The organism is Chromohalobacter sp. 48-RD10 (assembly GCF_029889785.1).
Classification (GTDB): Bacteria; Pseudomonadota; Gammaproteobacteria; order Pseudomonadales; family Halomonadaceae; genus Chromohalobacter.
The window spans coordinates 22,641-37,405 of record NZ_JARANX010000009.1 but is presented as its reverse complement, the minus strand read 5'-3'; the positions used below and the strand labels follow the sequence as shown (position 1 = coordinate 37,405).

At 60.5% G+C, this 14,765-nt stretch carries 14 protein-coding genes; 5 read left to right on the top strand and 9 right to left on the bottom strand.

Annotated elements, in window-relative coordinates; genetic code table 11:
* The first annotated feature begins 11 nt into the window (after positions 1 to 11).
* Positions 12 to 1,391, top strand: a complete 1,380-nt coding sequence (locus OP496_RS11135) for an NAD-dependent succinate-semialdehyde dehydrogenase (protein ID WP_280563703.1) — start codon at positions 12 to 14, stop codon at positions 1,389 to 1,391.
* A gap of 86 nt (positions 1,392 to 1,477) precedes the next feature.
* On the opposite strand, the gene OP496_RS11130 is transcribed toward OP496_RS11135, so the two are convergent.
* A complete protein-coding gene (locus OP496_RS11130; protein WP_280563702.1) occupies positions 1,478 to 2,248 on the bottom strand; it encodes a MipA/OmpV family protein in 771 nt (256 codons plus the stop codon).
* A gap of 183 nt (positions 2,249 to 2,431) precedes the next feature.
* Between OP496_RS11130 and OP496_RS11125 the strand changes: the two genes are divergently transcribed.
* A complete protein-coding gene (locus tag OP496_RS11125) occupies positions 2,432 to 3,532 on the top strand; it encodes an NADH:flavin oxidoreductase/NADH oxidase (RefSeq protein ID WP_280563701.1) in 1,101 nt (366 codons plus the stop codon).
* A gap of 114 nt (positions 3,533 to 3,646) precedes the next feature.
* On the opposite strand, the gene pobA is transcribed toward OP496_RS11125, so the two are convergent.
* Positions 3,647 to 4,834, bottom strand: a complete 1,188-nt coding sequence (gene pobA, locus OP496_RS11120; RefSeq protein ID WP_280563700.1) for a 4-hydroxybenzoate 3-monooxygenase — start codon at positions 4,832 to 4,834, stop codon at positions 3,647 to 3,649.
* 167 nt (positions 4,835 to 5,001) lie between these two features.
* Here pobA and OP496_RS11115 point away from each other — a divergent pair, with 167 nt between their 5' ends.
* The 3 genes from OP496_RS11115 (at position 5,002) to OP496_RS11105 (ending at position 7,874) form a co-directional block, all read left to right on the top strand.
* The gene (locus tag OP496_RS11115) at positions 5,002 to 5,886 is read left to right on the top strand and encodes a helix-turn-helix domain-containing protein (protein WP_280563699.1); all 885 of its coding nucleotides are present in this window, start codon (positions 5,002 to 5,004) and stop codon (positions 5,884 to 5,886) included.
* Positions 5,887 to 6,041: 155 nt separating this feature from the next.
* The gene (locus OP496_RS11110; RefSeq protein WP_280563698.1) at positions 6,042 to 7,208 is read left to right on the top strand and encodes an MFS transporter; all 1,167 of its coding nucleotides are present in this window, start codon (positions 6,042 to 6,044) and stop codon (positions 7,206 to 7,208) included.
* A gap of 117 nt (positions 7,209 to 7,325) precedes the next feature.
* Positions 7,326 to 7,874 (top strand): thioredoxin family protein, encoded by a 549-nt coding sequence (locus tag OP496_RS11105; protein ID WP_280563697.1) that lies wholly within the window; start codon positions 7,326 to 7,328, stop codon positions 7,872 to 7,874.
* Positions 7,875 to 7,992: 118 nt separating this feature from the next.
* On the opposite strand, the gene pcaG is transcribed toward OP496_RS11105, so the two are convergent.
* From pcaG to OP496_RS11070, 7 genes are all read right to left on the bottom strand, one after another.
* Entirely contained in the window at positions 7,993 to 8,625 is a 633-nt protein-coding gene (pcaG, locus tag OP496_RS11100) for a protocatechuate 3,4-dioxygenase subunit alpha (RefSeq protein ID WP_280563696.1), read from the bottom strand.
* A 3-nt stretch (positions 8,626 to 8,628) separates the two neighbouring features.
* A complete protein-coding gene (pcaH, locus tag OP496_RS11095) occupies positions 8,629 to 9,375 on the bottom strand; it encodes a protocatechuate 3,4-dioxygenase subunit beta (protein WP_280563695.1) in 747 nt (248 codons plus the stop codon).
* A gap of 170 nt (positions 9,376 to 9,545) precedes the next feature.
* The gene (gene pcaQ / locus OP496_RS11090) at positions 9,546 to 10,472 is read right to left on the bottom strand and encodes a pca operon transcription factor PcaQ (RefSeq protein WP_280563694.1); all 927 of its coding nucleotides are present in this window, start codon (positions 10,470 to 10,472) and stop codon (positions 9,546 to 9,548) included.
* Positions 10,473 to 10,650: 178 nt separating this feature from the next.
* Complete coding sequence (locus tag OP496_RS11085; protein ID WP_280563693.1) at positions 10,651 to 11,937, bottom strand: TRAP transporter large permease; 1,287 nt, start codon at positions 11,935 to 11,937, stop codon at positions 10,651 to 10,653.
* Positions 11,930 to 12,454 (bottom strand): TRAP transporter small permease subunit, encoded by a 525-nt coding sequence (locus tag OP496_RS11080; RefSeq protein ID WP_280563692.1) that lies wholly within the window; start codon positions 12,452 to 12,454, stop codon positions 11,930 to 11,932. Before OP496_RS11080 ends, OP496_RS11085 begins: the two co-directional genes overlap by 8 nt.
* A 17-nt stretch (positions 12,455 to 12,471) precedes the next feature.
* Positions 12,472 to 13,497 carry a TRAP transporter substrate-binding protein gene (locus tag OP496_RS11075; protein ID WP_280563691.1) on the bottom strand — a complete coding sequence of 342 codons (1,026 nt, stop codon included), beginning with the start codon at positions 13,495 to 13,497 and terminating at the stop codon, positions 12,472 to 12,474.
* 95 nt (positions 13,498 to 13,592) lie between these two features.
* Positions 13,593 to 14,762, bottom strand: a complete 1,170-nt coding sequence (locus OP496_RS11070; protein WP_280563690.1) for an alpha/beta fold hydrolase — start codon at positions 14,760 to 14,762, stop codon at positions 13,593 to 13,595.
* Positions 14,763 to 14,765 lie beyond the last annotated feature (3 nt).

Sequence of the window (14,765 nt, the reverse complement as noted above, 5' to 3'; positions counted from 1 at the left end):
AGGAGGATGATATGAGCCGCAAGACCCTCACCGCCGTCAATCCCGCCAACGATCAGGTGCTTGGCGAGCACGAGATGCTCGACGATGACCAGTTGGCCGAAAAGCTCAACCAAGCCCGCGAGGGCTATGCCGAATTCCGTCACTTGCCGTTGGCCGATCGTCGCCAACGGCTCACCGCACTGGCCGACTTGATCGACCAGCATCAGCGCGAAATCGCCGAAATCATCGCCCATGAGATGGGCAAGCCCTTCCACCAGGGCATCGCCGAGACGCAGATTTCCTCGGCCATCGTGCGCTTCTACGCCGACAACCTGGACTCCCTGCTCAAGCCTCAACCGCGCCAGGTAGAAGGCGCACAGAAGGCGGAAATCGTCCACGATCCGATGGGCGCCGTGCTTGGCGTGATGCCGTGGAACTATCCGCTTTATCAGGTAGTGCGTTTCGCCGCGCCCAATCTGGCGGGCGGTAACGTCTGCCTGCTCAAGCACGCCTCCAACGTGCCGGGTTGTGCCAAGTACATCACCAAGCTGTTTCATGATGCTGGCTTCAAGGAAGGCACCTTCACCTGGCTGCCGATCGGTTCCGACAAGGTCGAAGGCATCGTTCACGACCCGCTCGTCTGCGGCGTCACGCTGACCGGTAGCGAGGAAGCCGGCCGCGCCGTGGCCAAGATCGCCGGCGACGCCATCAAGCCCAGCGTGCTCGAGCTCGGCGGTATCGATCCGCTGATCGTGCTCGACGACGCCGATGTCGACAAGGCGGTGGAACTGGCCGTGAATGGCCGCTTCGACAATACCGGGCAAAGCTGCGCCGCGTCCAAGCGCCTGATCGTCGAACGCCCGATGCTGGAACGCTTTACCGAGCGGCTCATCGACCGCGTTCAGAAGATGAGCACCGGCGACCCCATGGACGGCGACACCGAGATCGCTCCCATGTCGCGCAAGGACCTGCGTGACGACCTGCACGACCAAGTGCAGCGCGCCATCAAACACGGAGCGCAACTCGAAACCGGCGGCGAGATCCTCGACCGTCCCGGCGCCTGGTATGCCCCGACCGTGCTGACCAACGTCGCGCCCGGCAACCCGGCCTTCGACGAGGAACTGTTCGGCCCGGTGGCCTCGGTCATCGTCGCCGACGATGCCGAACATGCCATCGAGCTGGCTAATAATTGCCGCTATGGGCTGGGCGGTACCGTGGTCGGCCAGGACGTCAAACGTGCCGAACAGGTCGCACGCCGCCTCGAAGTTGGTATGAGCTTCGTCAACCGGCCCACCACGCCCATCGCCGAGCTGCCCTTCGGTGGTGTCAAGGAAAGTGGCTACGGTCGCGAACAGAGCGAATACGGCTTTGGCGCCTTCCTCAACGTGCGCACGGTCTATATCGCCGAGTGATGGAACGGTGACATGACCCCAAGAAATGGCCCCGCCAATATTGGCGAGGCCATTGCGTAGAACGCCACGTCAAGACCGGTGGATATCTAGAAGTTGTAATTGATGAAGCCGCCTGCGTAAGCCTGGGTCGCATCACCGATATCGTCGACGATGGGGCTATCCTTGGCGTCACCGGTCAGGCGTGACACACCCACCAACCCCGTGATGGACCATGTCCGCGTGAGGTAATAACTCAGACTGGCATCGGCGCCGACCTTGAAATAGCCCTCGTTCGGCGCGTAGGCATCTAACCCCGAACGTTGGCTTTCCCGCGCGGAGATGCCGAACATGTCCTCGGCCCAGGACTCGCTCCCATAGGCAATGCTCGGTCCCAGCGAGACAGACAGCTGCTGGGTCAAACGTGAACGCCAATGCGCCTTGGCCTTGACGTGATAGCCATCCACGTCCCCGGTCACTGGCGTTTCAACCGCCGCATTGTATAGCCAATTGCCCTCGGTGTACTCGGCTCGCAGCCCGGCCGTGACACCGCCATCGACCTTGTCTAGGCGATGCAGATCGTCCTCGTCGTCGCGCCCAAGGGTATAACCGAGAAACGGCGACACCTTCCAGCCATCCCGGTTGATAACGTTCCACCCCACACCATCGCGTGCGTTGATATACACGCTATCGCCATAGGTCAGGTCGACCGACGGCCACGCGGAGGTCTCGTAATCGTCGCTCCCCAGGTAGTCGGGAGAGTAAATCGCTCCCGCGCCGAGACTCCCCTGCCAGCCGCCTTCCTGTGCCTGGCTGGGAATTGCCGCCGTCATCAGCGGCAGTCCAACGGCCAGCGCCACGTATCGATACTTTGCCTGCATAGTTCCGACTCCCTGAATGCCATTGCATAGCCATCGAGTATCACAGCGTACCTCATCATGGATGCGTACTCGTCAAAGCCTTTACATACAATATAGAAGGTATTTGTGCTGTGCTAGCCCACCATTGCCAAAAAATTATTAGCACGCTATATTCTCGCCATCATTCGCTTCAGGAACGTTTTCATGGCATCTCCTAAGCTGTTCTCACCGCTCATGCTCGGCGAGCTCGAATTGGCCAATCGCATCGTCATTTCACCAATGTGCCAATACTCCGCCGACGCTAACGGCAGCATGACCGACTGGCACAAGATTCATCTGGGGCATCTCGCCTTCTCAGGAGCAGGGCTGTTGATCGTCGAAGCCTCCGCCGTCGCGCCGGAAGGACGCATCACCTCCGGCGACGTGGGGCTTTACTCAGACGATAACGAACAGGCGATGGCGCGTGTACTCGAATCCGTTCGTGCCCACTCGCCGATGCCGCTCGGCATCCAGTTGGGCCATGCCGGACGCAAGGCCTCCTGCCAGGCACCCTGGGACGGCGGCGCCCAGCTAAGCCTGGACGAAGGCGGCTGGCAAACCGTGGCGCCTTCCGCCGTCGCGTATCAGGACGGGCAGCGTCCACCACAGGCAATGAGTCTGACTGATATCGAGCAGCTCAAGGCGAACTTCGTCGCCTCGGCCCAGCGCGCCGAGCGTCTCGGTTTCGAGCTGATCGAACTGCACGCGGCGCATGGCTATCTATTGCATGAGTTCTTGTCGCCGCTTTCCAACCAGCGCGATGACGAATACGGCGGCAGTCTGGAAAATCGCATGCGAATCGTGCTGGAGATATTCGATGCCGTACGTGCGGTGTTCCCGGATGACAAGCCAGTCGGCATCCGCATCTCTGGTAGCGACTGGGTCGAAGGCGGCTGGGATCTGGAGCAGAGCGTCGAATTGGCCAAGGCGCTCGACGCCCATGGCTGCAGCTTCATCGACTGCTCCGGTGGCGGACTGGACCCGCGCCAGACGCTGAACGTCGGCCCCAACTATCAAGTGCCATTCGCTCGCCGCATGAAGCAGGAAGTCGCCATGCCGGTCATTGCTGTCGGCCTGATCACCGAACCGGAACAGGCCGAAGGCATCGTGTTCAGCGGCGAGGCGGACGCCGTCGCCCTGGCCCGCGGCATGCTCTATGACCCGCGCTGGCCGTGGCACGCCGCCGCCAAACTCGGCGCTACCGTAAATGCCCCGAAGCAGTATCTGCGCAGCCAGCCGCATACGTTGAAAGGGCTGTTTGGTTAACGCAACATTCACGCGCCTTAGGTGCTTTTCAAGCGGCCCGCCTCGCTGCAACGAGGCGGGCCGCTTGTTGTCACGCGCTAGCTCATAGCGTCACGACTGCGCCACCATACCCGCCTAGGACTCCAACGGTTCGTAGGGCAAGCCCACATAGTTCTCGGCGATGGTCGTCAGGCCTGCCTCGGAACCAGTGACATAGTCCAGTTCGGCTTGCTGCATGCGAGCGCCGAAGTCCTCGTTCTCGGAGAATTTGTGGAGAATCGAGGTCATCCACCAGGAAAACCGCTCGGCCTTCCAGACACGCTTGAGACAGGTCTGCGAATAACGCGGCACCAGGTCGGTGCGACCCTCGCGGTAGACCTTGAGCATCAGGCGATACAGGGTGTTGACGTCGCTGGCCGCCAGGTTGAGCCCTTTGGCACCCGTCGGCGGCACGATGTGCGCGGCATCGCCGACCAGAAACAGGCGACCGTATTGCATAGGCTCGGCCACGAAGCTGCGCAATGGCGCGATGCTTTTCTCGAGCGAGGGCCCCGTCATCAGGTTGGCCGCAACATCCTCGGGCAAGCGGCTCTTGAGCTCGTCCCAGAAGCGCTCATCCGACCAATCCTCGACATTCTCTTCCAGCGGCACCTGTACATAATAGCGGCTACGGGTCTGGGAGCGCATGCTACACAACGCGAAACCCCGCTCGTGGCGGGCATAGATCAACTCGTCGGAAACCGGTGGCGTGTCGGAGAGCAGCCCCAGCCAGCCGAAGGGATAAACCCGCTCGAACATCTTCAGCCGGTCTTCGGGAATCGACTGACGCGAGACGCCATGACACCCATCGCAGCCGGCAACATAGTCGCAGTCGAGCCGTTGCATTTCGCCATTGTGCTCGAAGGTGAGGTACGGAGCGTCGGTTTCCAAGTCGTGGGGTTGCACGTTATCCACTTCATAGAGCGTCTTCCCACCCTCGGCCTCGCGCGCTTCCATCAGGTCACGCGTCACTTCGGTCTGGCCATAGACCATGACCTGCTTGCCGCCGGTATGCCCCGCCAGGTCGATGCGCACCCGGCGATTGTCGAAGGCCAGCTCGACGCCGTCATGTGGCAAACCTTCTTCATCCATGCGGCGGTCGACACCGGCTTCGCGCAGCAGATCGACCATGCCCTGCTCGAGCACGCCGGCACGAATGCGACTCAAGACGTATTCTCCGCTGCGCCGCTCGAGAATGACGTTGTCGATCCCCGCGCGTTGCAACAGCTGCCCCAGCAGCAGCCCCGAAGGGCCGGCACCGATGATCGCGACTTGGGTTTTCATGGTGGTTTCCTCTTATTCGTCTCTGAGCGTTGCCCAGTTATCGGGTTGCATTTTTCACCGATAAAAATCCACGAATAAGACAAAATCCCCGGATCAATTTATACTTTTCCAAGATCAGTACGTAACTTTGGTCGAAGAATCGACCTTCGTCGAATAGGGAGAAGGGCATGATGACACGTCAGCACGGCGCCATCCCGGTCTTTCAACTCTATGGCGAGACGCATCAATGGCCGACGCCGGACCTGCTGCACTGTGAGTCCATCGCCGAACGTAGCCGTCTGCATGACTGGCATATCCGCCCGCACCGCCATGCCGACCTGGTGCATGTCCTGCATATCGCTCATGGTGAAGTGCAGTTGACCTTCGATGACGACGTACAGCGAGTCCAGGGACCACTGCTGATCGTCGTCCCCGCGATGACGGTGCATGCGTTTCGCTTTTCGCACGATGTCGATGGCCACATCATCACCCTGGCGATGCCGCTGGCGACCCATATCGCCGATACGTTGCATCCTCAGGGGCAGATCCTGGCACGCGCGGCTTTTTATCCACTGGCCGACCAACCCGAACGCACGCCTATCGCCACGCTCGTGGCCCAGCTCGATGCCGAGTACCGCCAGCCAGCCGAGGGGCGCGACGCCTTGCTGGAGGCCTTGCTCAACAGCCTTCTGGTCCTCGCCTCACGACGTGCCACGCGTCGCCAGACCCGCCGCTCACGCCATCATGAACGCGGCGAAGCGCACCTCGCCCGCTTTCAACAACTCATCGAAGCCCACTACCATCAACAGCCCAGCATGCCCGAACTCGCCGAGCGTCTGGGCATCAGCAGTGCGCACCTCAGTGCGATCTGCCAACGGCTCGCAGGGCGCAGCGCGCAGCAACTACTGCACGAGCGTGTGCTTCTCGAGGCCAAGCGCCACCTGACCTATACCAACATGACCATCGGCCAGGTCGCCGAAAGGCTGGGCTTCAAGGAGCCGGCCTATTTCACGCGCTTCTTCAAACGCCACGTCGCCTGCTCGCCGAAGGAATTTCGCCAGCGTCAGACATAGCGTCGCTGGCGTTGGCGCAATTTCTCGACCTCCAGGTCAATGACCCGCAATCAACAGGTCACCTACTCCGTGGCCCGCCGCCCGGATACTGACGAGACTCCGTCGCCAGATACTTGATAAGATAACGTTTTATTTCACCACCCCGGGAACGCTCGATGGTTCATAAAAAGGCAATCGCACATTCAGTGTCATTCGCCGCTTTTCTGGGCCCTTTTACTCAAACCGTCTACGTTCCCATCCTCCCCGAGCTGCAAGACACGCTGTCCACCAGCCAACTGCTCATCAACGCCAGTATCTCGGTGTTTACCTTCATCATCGCCTTCATGCAGATCCTTTACGGTCCGCTGACCGACAGCCTGGGACGCAAGAAGGTCTTGCTCCCCGGGATCGCGCTGTACGTCGCGGCGTCGATCGGTTGCTTCTATGCCGACCACATCACCTCACTGCTCTTCTTTCGCGTATTTCAAGCGGTAGGGATCGCCACGGGGTCGGTGGTCGCCGTCACCGTCATCGGCGACCTTTTCCAGGGTGAGAAGCGTCTCAAGGCGATGGGGACTTTTCAGATGATGGTCGCCCTCGGCCCTGTCATCGGACCGGTGGCGGGTGGTTTCATCGCGGGACGCTTCGACTATCATTTCGTCTTTCTGGCGCTGGCCATCGCCGGGGCGCTGGTCGGCATCATCAACTGGACATTGCTCAGAGAAACTAAGCCCGCCGGTCCCGCACGTAAGATCGACATAGCCGAATACGCATGCATCGCGCGCGACCGCCAGGGGCTGACCATCGGTATTCTGGGCTTTGTCCAGTTCTACATTTACTACAATTTTCTGGTCTATCTGCCGGTGATTCTCGATCAGAGCTACACGCTCTCCGTGGCCCAGAAGGGGCTGATGTTCCTGCCGCTTTCCGTGGCCTTGGTGCTGGGAAGTTTCCTGAGCAGCCGTGTGCAGAAACGCCTCTCCACGGAAAGCCTGCTGGTAATCACCGCCTTGCTATGCGCCATCGATGTCATGGCTTTCATGGTCACGGCAGCACATTCGCTGACACTGCTCATCACGACGACACTCCTGTTCGGGTTGCTACTGGGCCTGTCGCTTCCCGCACAGACCGCGCTGCTGACGCGCGTCTTCGTCTCCCATCGCGCTACCGCCGTGGGGCTCTACAATTTCTTTCGCTTCATGGGTATGGCCAGTGGACCGTTTCTCGGTGCCCTTTTGTTCAGCCTCGGCGGTCTCACGCTACTGTTCAGCATCGCCGCCCTGCTGTTCCTGCTTATCGCCCTACTCGCTTGGCGTAATCTCATTCCCGCCCGACGCGCCTAGACAATGGCTATCTCAGAGGTACCCTTTCCCTGGAGAGGCCAATCGCGCCTAGAATGAATGTATGCATCTCGCCTGTTGCCAGGCGTGGGTCGTATTCATCGCGCACAGGAGATCCCCATGTCATTGACGCCTTCCACCATGATCGAGCTGGGCTCCCCACTGCCAGCGTTTCGGCTTCCCGATGCCGAGGGCAAGGAGGTCGACAGTGCAGACGTCGCCGGGCGCCCGGTCCTGGTGGCGTTCATCTGCAATCACTGCCCCTTCGTCAAGCATATCGCGGATGCTTTCGCCGACTTCGCCCGCGAGTATCAGGCCAAGGGCTTGTCGGTGATCGCCATCAACAGCAACGACTTTCACGCCCACCCGGATGACAATCCCGAACACATGCGTGCAGAAACCGAGGCACGCGGCTACACCTTCGATTATCTGGTGGACGAAAGCCAGGACGTGGCGCGCGCCTTCGACGCGGCCTGCACACCGGATTTCTTTCTCTTCGACCACGAGCACCGCCTGGCCTACCGAGGGCAGTTCGACGCCAGCCGGCCCAGCAAGGAAACGCCGGTCACCGGGGAGGATCTACGCGCCGCCGCCGATGCCGTACTAGCAGACCGCGCACCGGCGGCCCAGCAAATACCCTCCATGGGCTGCAACATCAAATGGAAATAAATGCTGTTCGGTACACGAGCGCAAAACGGCAGCGCCAATCAGTCAAAGGATACTGGTTGGCGTTGCCGATCAAGGTGTGAATGAAGGTATTGGCGGGCTCAGACGTCGAAGCCGCTTACTAGAAATCGAAGAATACCGTCTCGCCCTCGCCCTGGAGGCGAATGTCAAAGCGGTAACGAGGCTTGCCTTCGCCCTCTTCGCGCGTGGCGATCAGCGTCTGACGACGCGTGGGCGACTCGACTGCGTTGAGCACCGGGCAGGCCGCGTTGGCCTCGGCCTCGTCCTCGAAGTACAGGCGCGTATGCAGTTGGATATTGATGCCACGGGCAAATACGGCGAGCGTGACATGCGGCGCCATCAGGCGACCATCGCGACGTGCGACCTGACCCGGCTTGACGGTGTGGAAGCACCACTCGCCGTCGTTTTCCACCGTGGTCGCGGTGCGTCCGAAGCTGTTGAAGGGCGCGCGCAGATCGAATTCGCATTGGTAGTTGCCCTGAGCGTCCGCCTGCCAGGCTTCCAGCAAGGCATCGCGCACCAGGTCGCCGTTGCCGTCGATGACGCGGCCCACGAGTTCGATGGCCTCGCCGTCGGCCTCCGGCGAAGCAAGCCGATTCCAGATTTCTTCCTCGCGCGGCGGCAAGCCGGCGATATCCAGGGCCAAGCCGATATGCACGTAGGGGCCGGCCGTCTGTGACGCGGTTTCACGCAGCATGGTTGCAGCGCAGGGCTGTGAGTTCGGCTGTTGCATGGTTTACCCCTGATTCTCGAAATAGGTTTGCACTTCACCGCGGATCACCAGGTCAAAACGGTAGGCAAGACAATCCATCGAGCGGCTACGCGCCATGTCGAGACGACCGGTCATGGTTTCCACGGCCTCAGGATCGCGCAGGGTATGCACGATGGGACACAGCGGAATCAGCGGGTCACCCTCGAAATACATCTGCGTGATCAGCCGTGTGGAAATCGACGGGCCCATCACCGAGACGTGGATATGCGCCGGGCGCCAGCTATTGATGTCATTAGGCCAGGGGTAAGGGCCAGGCTTGACGGTACGGAAGCGATACCAGCCTTCGTCGTCGCTTAGACAGCGCCCCACACCGCCGAAATTGGGGTCGAGCGGCGCCAGGTAGCCGTCCTTCTTGTGGCGGTAACGCCCGCCGGCGTTGGCCTGCCACATTTCCACCAGCGTATTGGGCACCGGTTTGCCAAATTGGTCGACGACGCGACCGAACATGATGATGCGCTCGCCGATGGGCAGCCCGGCCTGCCCGACGAGCGCGGGATCTTCACGATAGTTGAGTAGCAAGTCGTTATCGTGAGGCCCCATGCGCAGGCGCGAGAAGTCCGGGCCGCCGAGTTCCGAGACGCTGGGCGCCTGCATGCTGACATAGGCTTGACTGGGGGAGCGCGCCACTGTCGTCTTGTAGCCCGGCGCATAGGCCGGAGGATGCCAGTTACGGTCGCGCTCGACGAAGCGCTTGTTATCGTTGAGAGGCATGCGGATCTCCTGATCGAAAGGACCGCGGCACGAGCGGCTACCGCGTTTTCATGCCTCATTGTCCGGGCCTGACGCGGCTTGCCAATTGAAATGGCTGACCGTCGCTATAACTCATTGGATATATCGGCCAAAGGTCTATACGACCAAGGCATAAGCGCCCATCGACCCCGTCACAGCGAAGGCGCTGCCATCTCGGCGACGATATCACGCAGGCATGCGCTCAAGACGTCGACACCGGAGTTGCGCGGCAGGGCGATATTGGTGCATACCCCGACGGAGCCGCCCCGCGACTCCAGACGCACAGGCAAGCGCGCCAGGCGGCCATCGTGGAGGTCTTCGCGTACCGCGTCGAGAGGCGCGACCCACAGCGCGTCGCTGGCCAGGGCATACCGCCGGCTCAACGAGAGCGACAGGGTTTCCAGCGCGATACGCGGCGGCTCGGCGCCTTGCTCGACCCAGAAGCGCTCGACCTGATCGCGCAGGGTGGTCGACGTCGGGGGAACAATCCACGCATTGGCGGTCAACGCTTCGCCTTCCAGTGTGTCGTGCGCCAACAGCGGGTGCTCGGCGCGCGCCACCAGCACCAGCGGCTCGTAATACAGGTGCTCGAACTGCAGGCCGCGAATTTCGCGTGCCTCGCTCATGCGTCCGGCCACCGCATCCAACTCCCCCATCCGCAGGCGAGAGAGCAGATACGCACTAGGCCCCGTCACCACATGCACGCGCCAGTGTGGTGCCTGGGCATGCAGGCGATGCAGCGCCCGAGGGAGAAGGCCTTCCTCGACGGTCGACAGCGCGCCCAGACGCACCACCGCTTCCTGCTGGGCGGCGTCCTGCACTGCCTGGAAGCCCTCGCCCAGACTACGCAACGCCGGGCCGGCGTGGCGCAGCAGGGTCAAGCCGGCGGTGGTCAAGGTAGCGCCTTGCGGACTGCGCTCGAAAAGCGTCGTCTCGAGAATCTCTTCCAGCTCACGAATCGTCTTGGACATCGCCGGCTGGGTAATGGAAAGCGCCTGCGCGGCCTTGACCAGGCTCTGCAACCGCGCGACTTCTTGAAACGCCATGAGATGGCGTAGCTTGACGCGAGCGCTCAGCATCGCGATTTCCTCACGAATCACGGACAGGAGTGCAACCCATGTACGAGTCACGATCGCTCGCTCTCGCCAAGGTCAACATCAGTGGGAGAAATATACTCGGACACGCTTTCCGAGTTACCGGACATTTTAGCCAACATATCCTTGCCCTGCACACCGCTAGCGTTTTCCACTCCTGAAGTCAGATGAGGAATAGGCTGAGCACGGGGAACGCAATCAATAGCGCCAAGCGTATGAAGTCGGCGGCGATGAAGGGCGCCACCCCCTTGAAGATTTCACCCAATCCCACATGGGGGGCCATGGCTTTAATCACGAAGACGTTCATCCCTACCGGGGGCGTTATCAAGCCTAATTCGACGGTCAATACGGTCACGATACCGAACCATACCGGATCGATGCCCACCGTCTGAATGATCGGGAACACTACCGGTACGGTGATCACCAACATCGCGATCGAGTCCATGAACATCCCGAGGACGAAATACAGCAGCAGGATGCAGAGCAGCACCACGAGCGGCGTAAGGTCCATGCTTAACAGGAACTCACTGATGGTGAAGGAAATCCGCGAGACCGAAATGAAATAGCCTAGCGTCTCGGCCCCCACCAGCATGAAAAACACCACCGAGGAAAGTGCCAGCGTTTCCTGAACGGACTGCCACAACCCCCTTGCCCGCATACCTTTGGCCAAGGCATACAACAAGGTGGCGAATGCCCCCACACTTGCCCCTTCCGTGGGCGTAAAGGCACCGAAGTAGATGCCTAGGATGAGCAGCAGGAAGACACCGAAAAAAGGTGATAACCCCGCCAGAGACTTAAACTTGTCGCCCCAGGAAGTGGACTCTCCCGCGACGGCCAGCGACGGTTTTATCCGCATCACCACGGTGATCGCCAGCGAATAAAATAGTAGGCCCATCAGCCCCGGGATCAACCCTGCCATGAACATATCGCCTACCGACTGCTCGGTAAGGATGGCGTAGATCAACAAGGCGATGCTCGGCGGAATCATTATGCCCAGCGTACCGCCTGCTGCTAGTGCGCCGGTGGCCAGGCCACGGTTGTAGCCATAGCGCTCCATCTCGGGCAGCGCGACACGCGTCATGGTGCTTGCCGTCGCAAGAGAAGAACCGGAAATCGCCGAAAAAATCCCGCAGGAACCAATCGCCGAGATCGCCAGCCCTCCTTTCCAGCCCCCGCAGATTACACGGGTGGAATTGAACAACTTACCCGCCATGCCAGAGTGCGCCGCCAGCACCCCCATAAAAATGAACATGGGGACCGCACTGAAGCTATAGTTCGAGAGTACTTCCACGGGTACGGATTTAACCATCGACAGGGCGGCGCCCAAGTTGATGATCTGCGAGAAGCCCACAACACCGACGATCAACATCGATAGCGCCACCGGCACACGCAGCATCATCAACACTAGCAACGAGGCCAGGCCGATACCGCCAATCATTTCACTACCCATTGGCGCTTTCCTCCTGTTGGCCGAAGACGCCACTCAGCAAGACATGCATCAAGCTTCGCAAACTGAGCAGTGCACTCAGAAAGGCGGAAAATAAATAAATAGGCCCCATGGAAATTCTCAAGTCTTGCGTGACTTCACCATGAGATATGGCACCGAGACCCGAATTGATCAGACCCACGCACAAGATGATTCCAAGCACCATGAAGCCCAGTAAATAAAAACCTTGCAGACGCGCCTTGAGGACATCATTCATACGATGCGTCAGCGCCTCGACGACCACCTGGCTTTTCTCGACGCTCGCAGCCATGGCTGCGAGCAGAGAGAACAGCAGCAGGTAGCTGACCAGTTCCACGCTACCGGACACGCTCAACGACAACACGCCCCCCGTCAGCCGGCTCAGATAGCGCAGTCCCACGTCGAGAATGGTGACCGACAACAGCGCCAGAAGCGCTATACCAGCAATGATTCTGCACAGGGAGCCCAGCCAATGGCTGAGCCGAGTGAGCCCTTGCTGCATACCGTTCTCTCCTAGCCTTATTCGGCTGAGCAGGATTTGCGCGCTTCGAGCGCGGCATAATAGACATCTCGCGCCTGATCGAGACCGCGCGATTCGAGATCACCGAGGTATTTATCGATCCCCGCCTTGAGCGGCTTTTCCCATGCCGAATCTTCGAGCGGATTGTCGATGACGCGAATGGTGTGCCCGGCTTCTTCGGCTTGACGCTTTCCGGCCTTATCATCGGCGGCGAAGACCTTGCCGGCTTTTTTCGCCCATTTCATGCCAGAGTTCTCGTCGATGGCCTTTTGTTGCTCAGGGGACAGGCTGTCATATTTGTCCTGGCTCATCGTGGCGACGAAGATCAGCGTGTAGAACGGTACCTGCGTGTGGTACTCGGTCAGCTCGTTGAGACGGAAGGTTTTCATGCCTTCCCAAGGGAGACTCACCCCATCCAGGACACCACGTTGCATGGAGGTATAGATTTCCGGTGCTGGCATGCCAGTCGGTTCGGCGCCCATATTCTTGAGGATGTTGCCCGCCACGGCCGTGGGACGGCGTATGCGCAGTCCTTCTAGGTCTGAGGGTTTCTGCACATCGGTATCGCGGGTGTGGATATACCCTGGCCCCGTAGTGAACATGAACAACACATGGGTGTCATCGTATTCGTCGGCGATCTGGCCATCATCATAGAGCATTTGCAACACGCAAGCGCCTTGCTCCGCCGACTCATTAGCCACACCCGGCAGTTCCACGATCTGGCTCAGCGGAAAGCGGCCATTGGTGTAGCCCTGCGCGGTAATTCCAATATCGGCGATACCATTGACCACCGCATCATAGGTTTCGTCGGCTTGGCTCAAGGTCTGTGAGGGATAGTTCTCGATCGTCAGTGAGCCATTGGAATCTTCTTCCACTGCCTCGGCCCAGGCTTCGAAGGCGTTTTTGTTGATCGACGAGGCACCCGGCCAGAAATGCGACATACGCAGCGTGGTTTCCGCATGGGCTGTCGACACGGCCGCCGCCGTCAGGGAGAGGGTGAGCATGCAAGTGAGCGTACGTTTCATGGTATGAATTCCTTTTATTATCTCGAGAGAGACCCGGTAAGAGCCTCTTGCTTCAATCGCCTTCCGAAGAAGGCCGGTTCCAGGCGGGGCTCTCGTTATAGGGTGTTGCCCCAGCCCAGTTTCTTGGCCATCGAGAAGGCATGGTTGGCAGCCGGCACGCCGGCGTAGATCGCCACATGCATCAGCGCCTGGCGCAGTTGCGCTTCGCTGAGGCCGATGCGTTGGGCGGTTTTCAGGTGGAGTTCCAGTTCTCCATCGCGGCCCAGCGCCGCCAACACCGCCAGGGTGATCATACTGCGCTCGGTGCGGCTCAAATCCTCGTTGCCCCACAGCTCGCCCCAGGCCATGCGCGTGATCATGTTCTGGAACGGCGCATCGAGCGTGGTGGCATGTTCGCTGGAACGCGCCACGTGCTCGTCACCCAGCACCTGCTTGCGCGTTTCCAACCCGGCGACATAGCTGACGCCGTTCTCGCCGATGTGCTCATCACCCAACCAGGCACGCAGACGCTTGGCGATGGCCTCGGGCACTTCCACGCTCGGCACGTGCGCGATGTCTTCGAGCACTTCGAGACGCGCGTCACCGAACTGGGAAGCCAACGCCTTCAGGGTGTCAGGCGGTGTTGAAAGATCCTCGCGTCCGCCGAGCAGGCGCACCGGGCCCGTGACGCCGCGCAGTTGCCCGCTGAAGTCGGACTCGGCCAGCATCTCGCAAAGTCGCGCATAGGACTCGCCATCGGTACGCGTGAGCTGGACCTTCCACCCCGTATAGGCAGCCGCATTACCTTGCACAAACGCCTCGGTAAACCAGCGCGGCACGATCTCGTCGGCCATGGCGACCAGACCTTCCTGGCGTACGCGCGCCGCGCGCGCATGCCAGTTATCCGGGGTGCCGATGACCGCGCCGGTATTGGTCAGCACCACATCGCGCAGGCGCTCGGGGGCCTGGCGCAACAGCTGCTGGCCGACCACGCCACCGACCGACGTGCCCACGAAGTGGAAACGCGCAAGTCCCAAGGCATCGGCCAGGGCCAAGGCGTCCGCAGTCAGATGTTCCGGCGTTACCGCTGCTGTCAGCCCGGTGCTCGCGCCATGACCGGGAAGATCCCAAGTCACGCAGCGAAACCGCCCGCGCAGGGCCGCGACCACGCCTTCCCACACGTCCTGATTCATGCCCAGCGGATGTGCCAACAGCACCGCCGGCAGCGCGGTTTCACCGCTATCGTGATAGGCGATCGTACGATCCACCACCGTCAAGAAAGCCATTGT

Coding starts and splice junctions, on each gene's coding strand:
- OP496_RS11135 (WP_280563703.1), top strand. CDS start 12: ATGAGCCGCAAGACCCTCACCGCCGTCAATCCCGCCAACGATCAGGTG.
- OP496_RS11130 (WP_280563702.1), bottom strand. CDS start 2,248: ATGCAGGCAAAGTATCGATACGTGGCGCTGGCCGTTGGACTGCCGCTG.
- OP496_RS11125 (WP_280563701.1), top strand. CDS start 2,432: ATGGCATCTCCTAAGCTGTTCTCACCGCTCATGCTCGGCGAGCTCGAA.
- pobA (WP_280563700.1), bottom strand. CDS start 4,834: ATGAAAACCCAAGTCGCGATCATCGGTGCCGGCCCTTCGGGGCTGCTG.
- OP496_RS11115 (WP_280563699.1), top strand. CDS start 5,002: ATGATGACACGTCAGCACGGCGCCATCCCGGTCTTTCAACTCTATGGC.
- OP496_RS11110 (WP_280563698.1), top strand. CDS start 6,042: ATGGTTCATAAAAAGGCAATCGCACATTCAGTGTCATTCGCCGCTTTT.
- OP496_RS11105 (WP_280563697.1), top strand. CDS start 7,326: ATGTCATTGACGCCTTCCACCATGATCGAGCTGGGCTCCCCACTGCCA.
- pcaG (WP_280563696.1), bottom strand. CDS start 8,625: ATGCAACAGCCGAACTCACAGCCCTGCGCTGCAACCATGCTGCGTGAA.
- pcaH (WP_280563695.1), bottom strand. CDS start 9,375: ATGCCTCTCAACGATAACAAGCGCTTCGTCGAGCGCGACCGTAACTGG.
- pcaQ (WP_280563694.1), bottom strand. CDS start 10,472: ATGCTGAGCGCTCGCGTCAAGCTACGCCATCTCATGGCGTTTCAAGAA.
- OP496_RS11085 (WP_280563693.1), bottom strand. CDS start 11,937: ATGGGTAGTGAAATGATTGGCGGTATCGGCCTGGCCTCGTTGCTAGTG.
- OP496_RS11080 (WP_280563692.1), bottom strand. CDS start 12,454: ATGCAGCAAGGGCTCACTCGGCTCAGCCATTGGCTGGGCTCCCTGTGC.
- OP496_RS11075 (WP_280563691.1), bottom strand. CDS start 13,497: ATGAAACGTACGCTCACTTGCATGCTCACCCTCTCCCTGACGGCGGCG.
- OP496_RS11070 (WP_280563690.1), bottom strand. CDS start 14,762: ATGGCTTTCTTGACGGTGGTGGATCGTACGATCGCCTATCACGATAGC.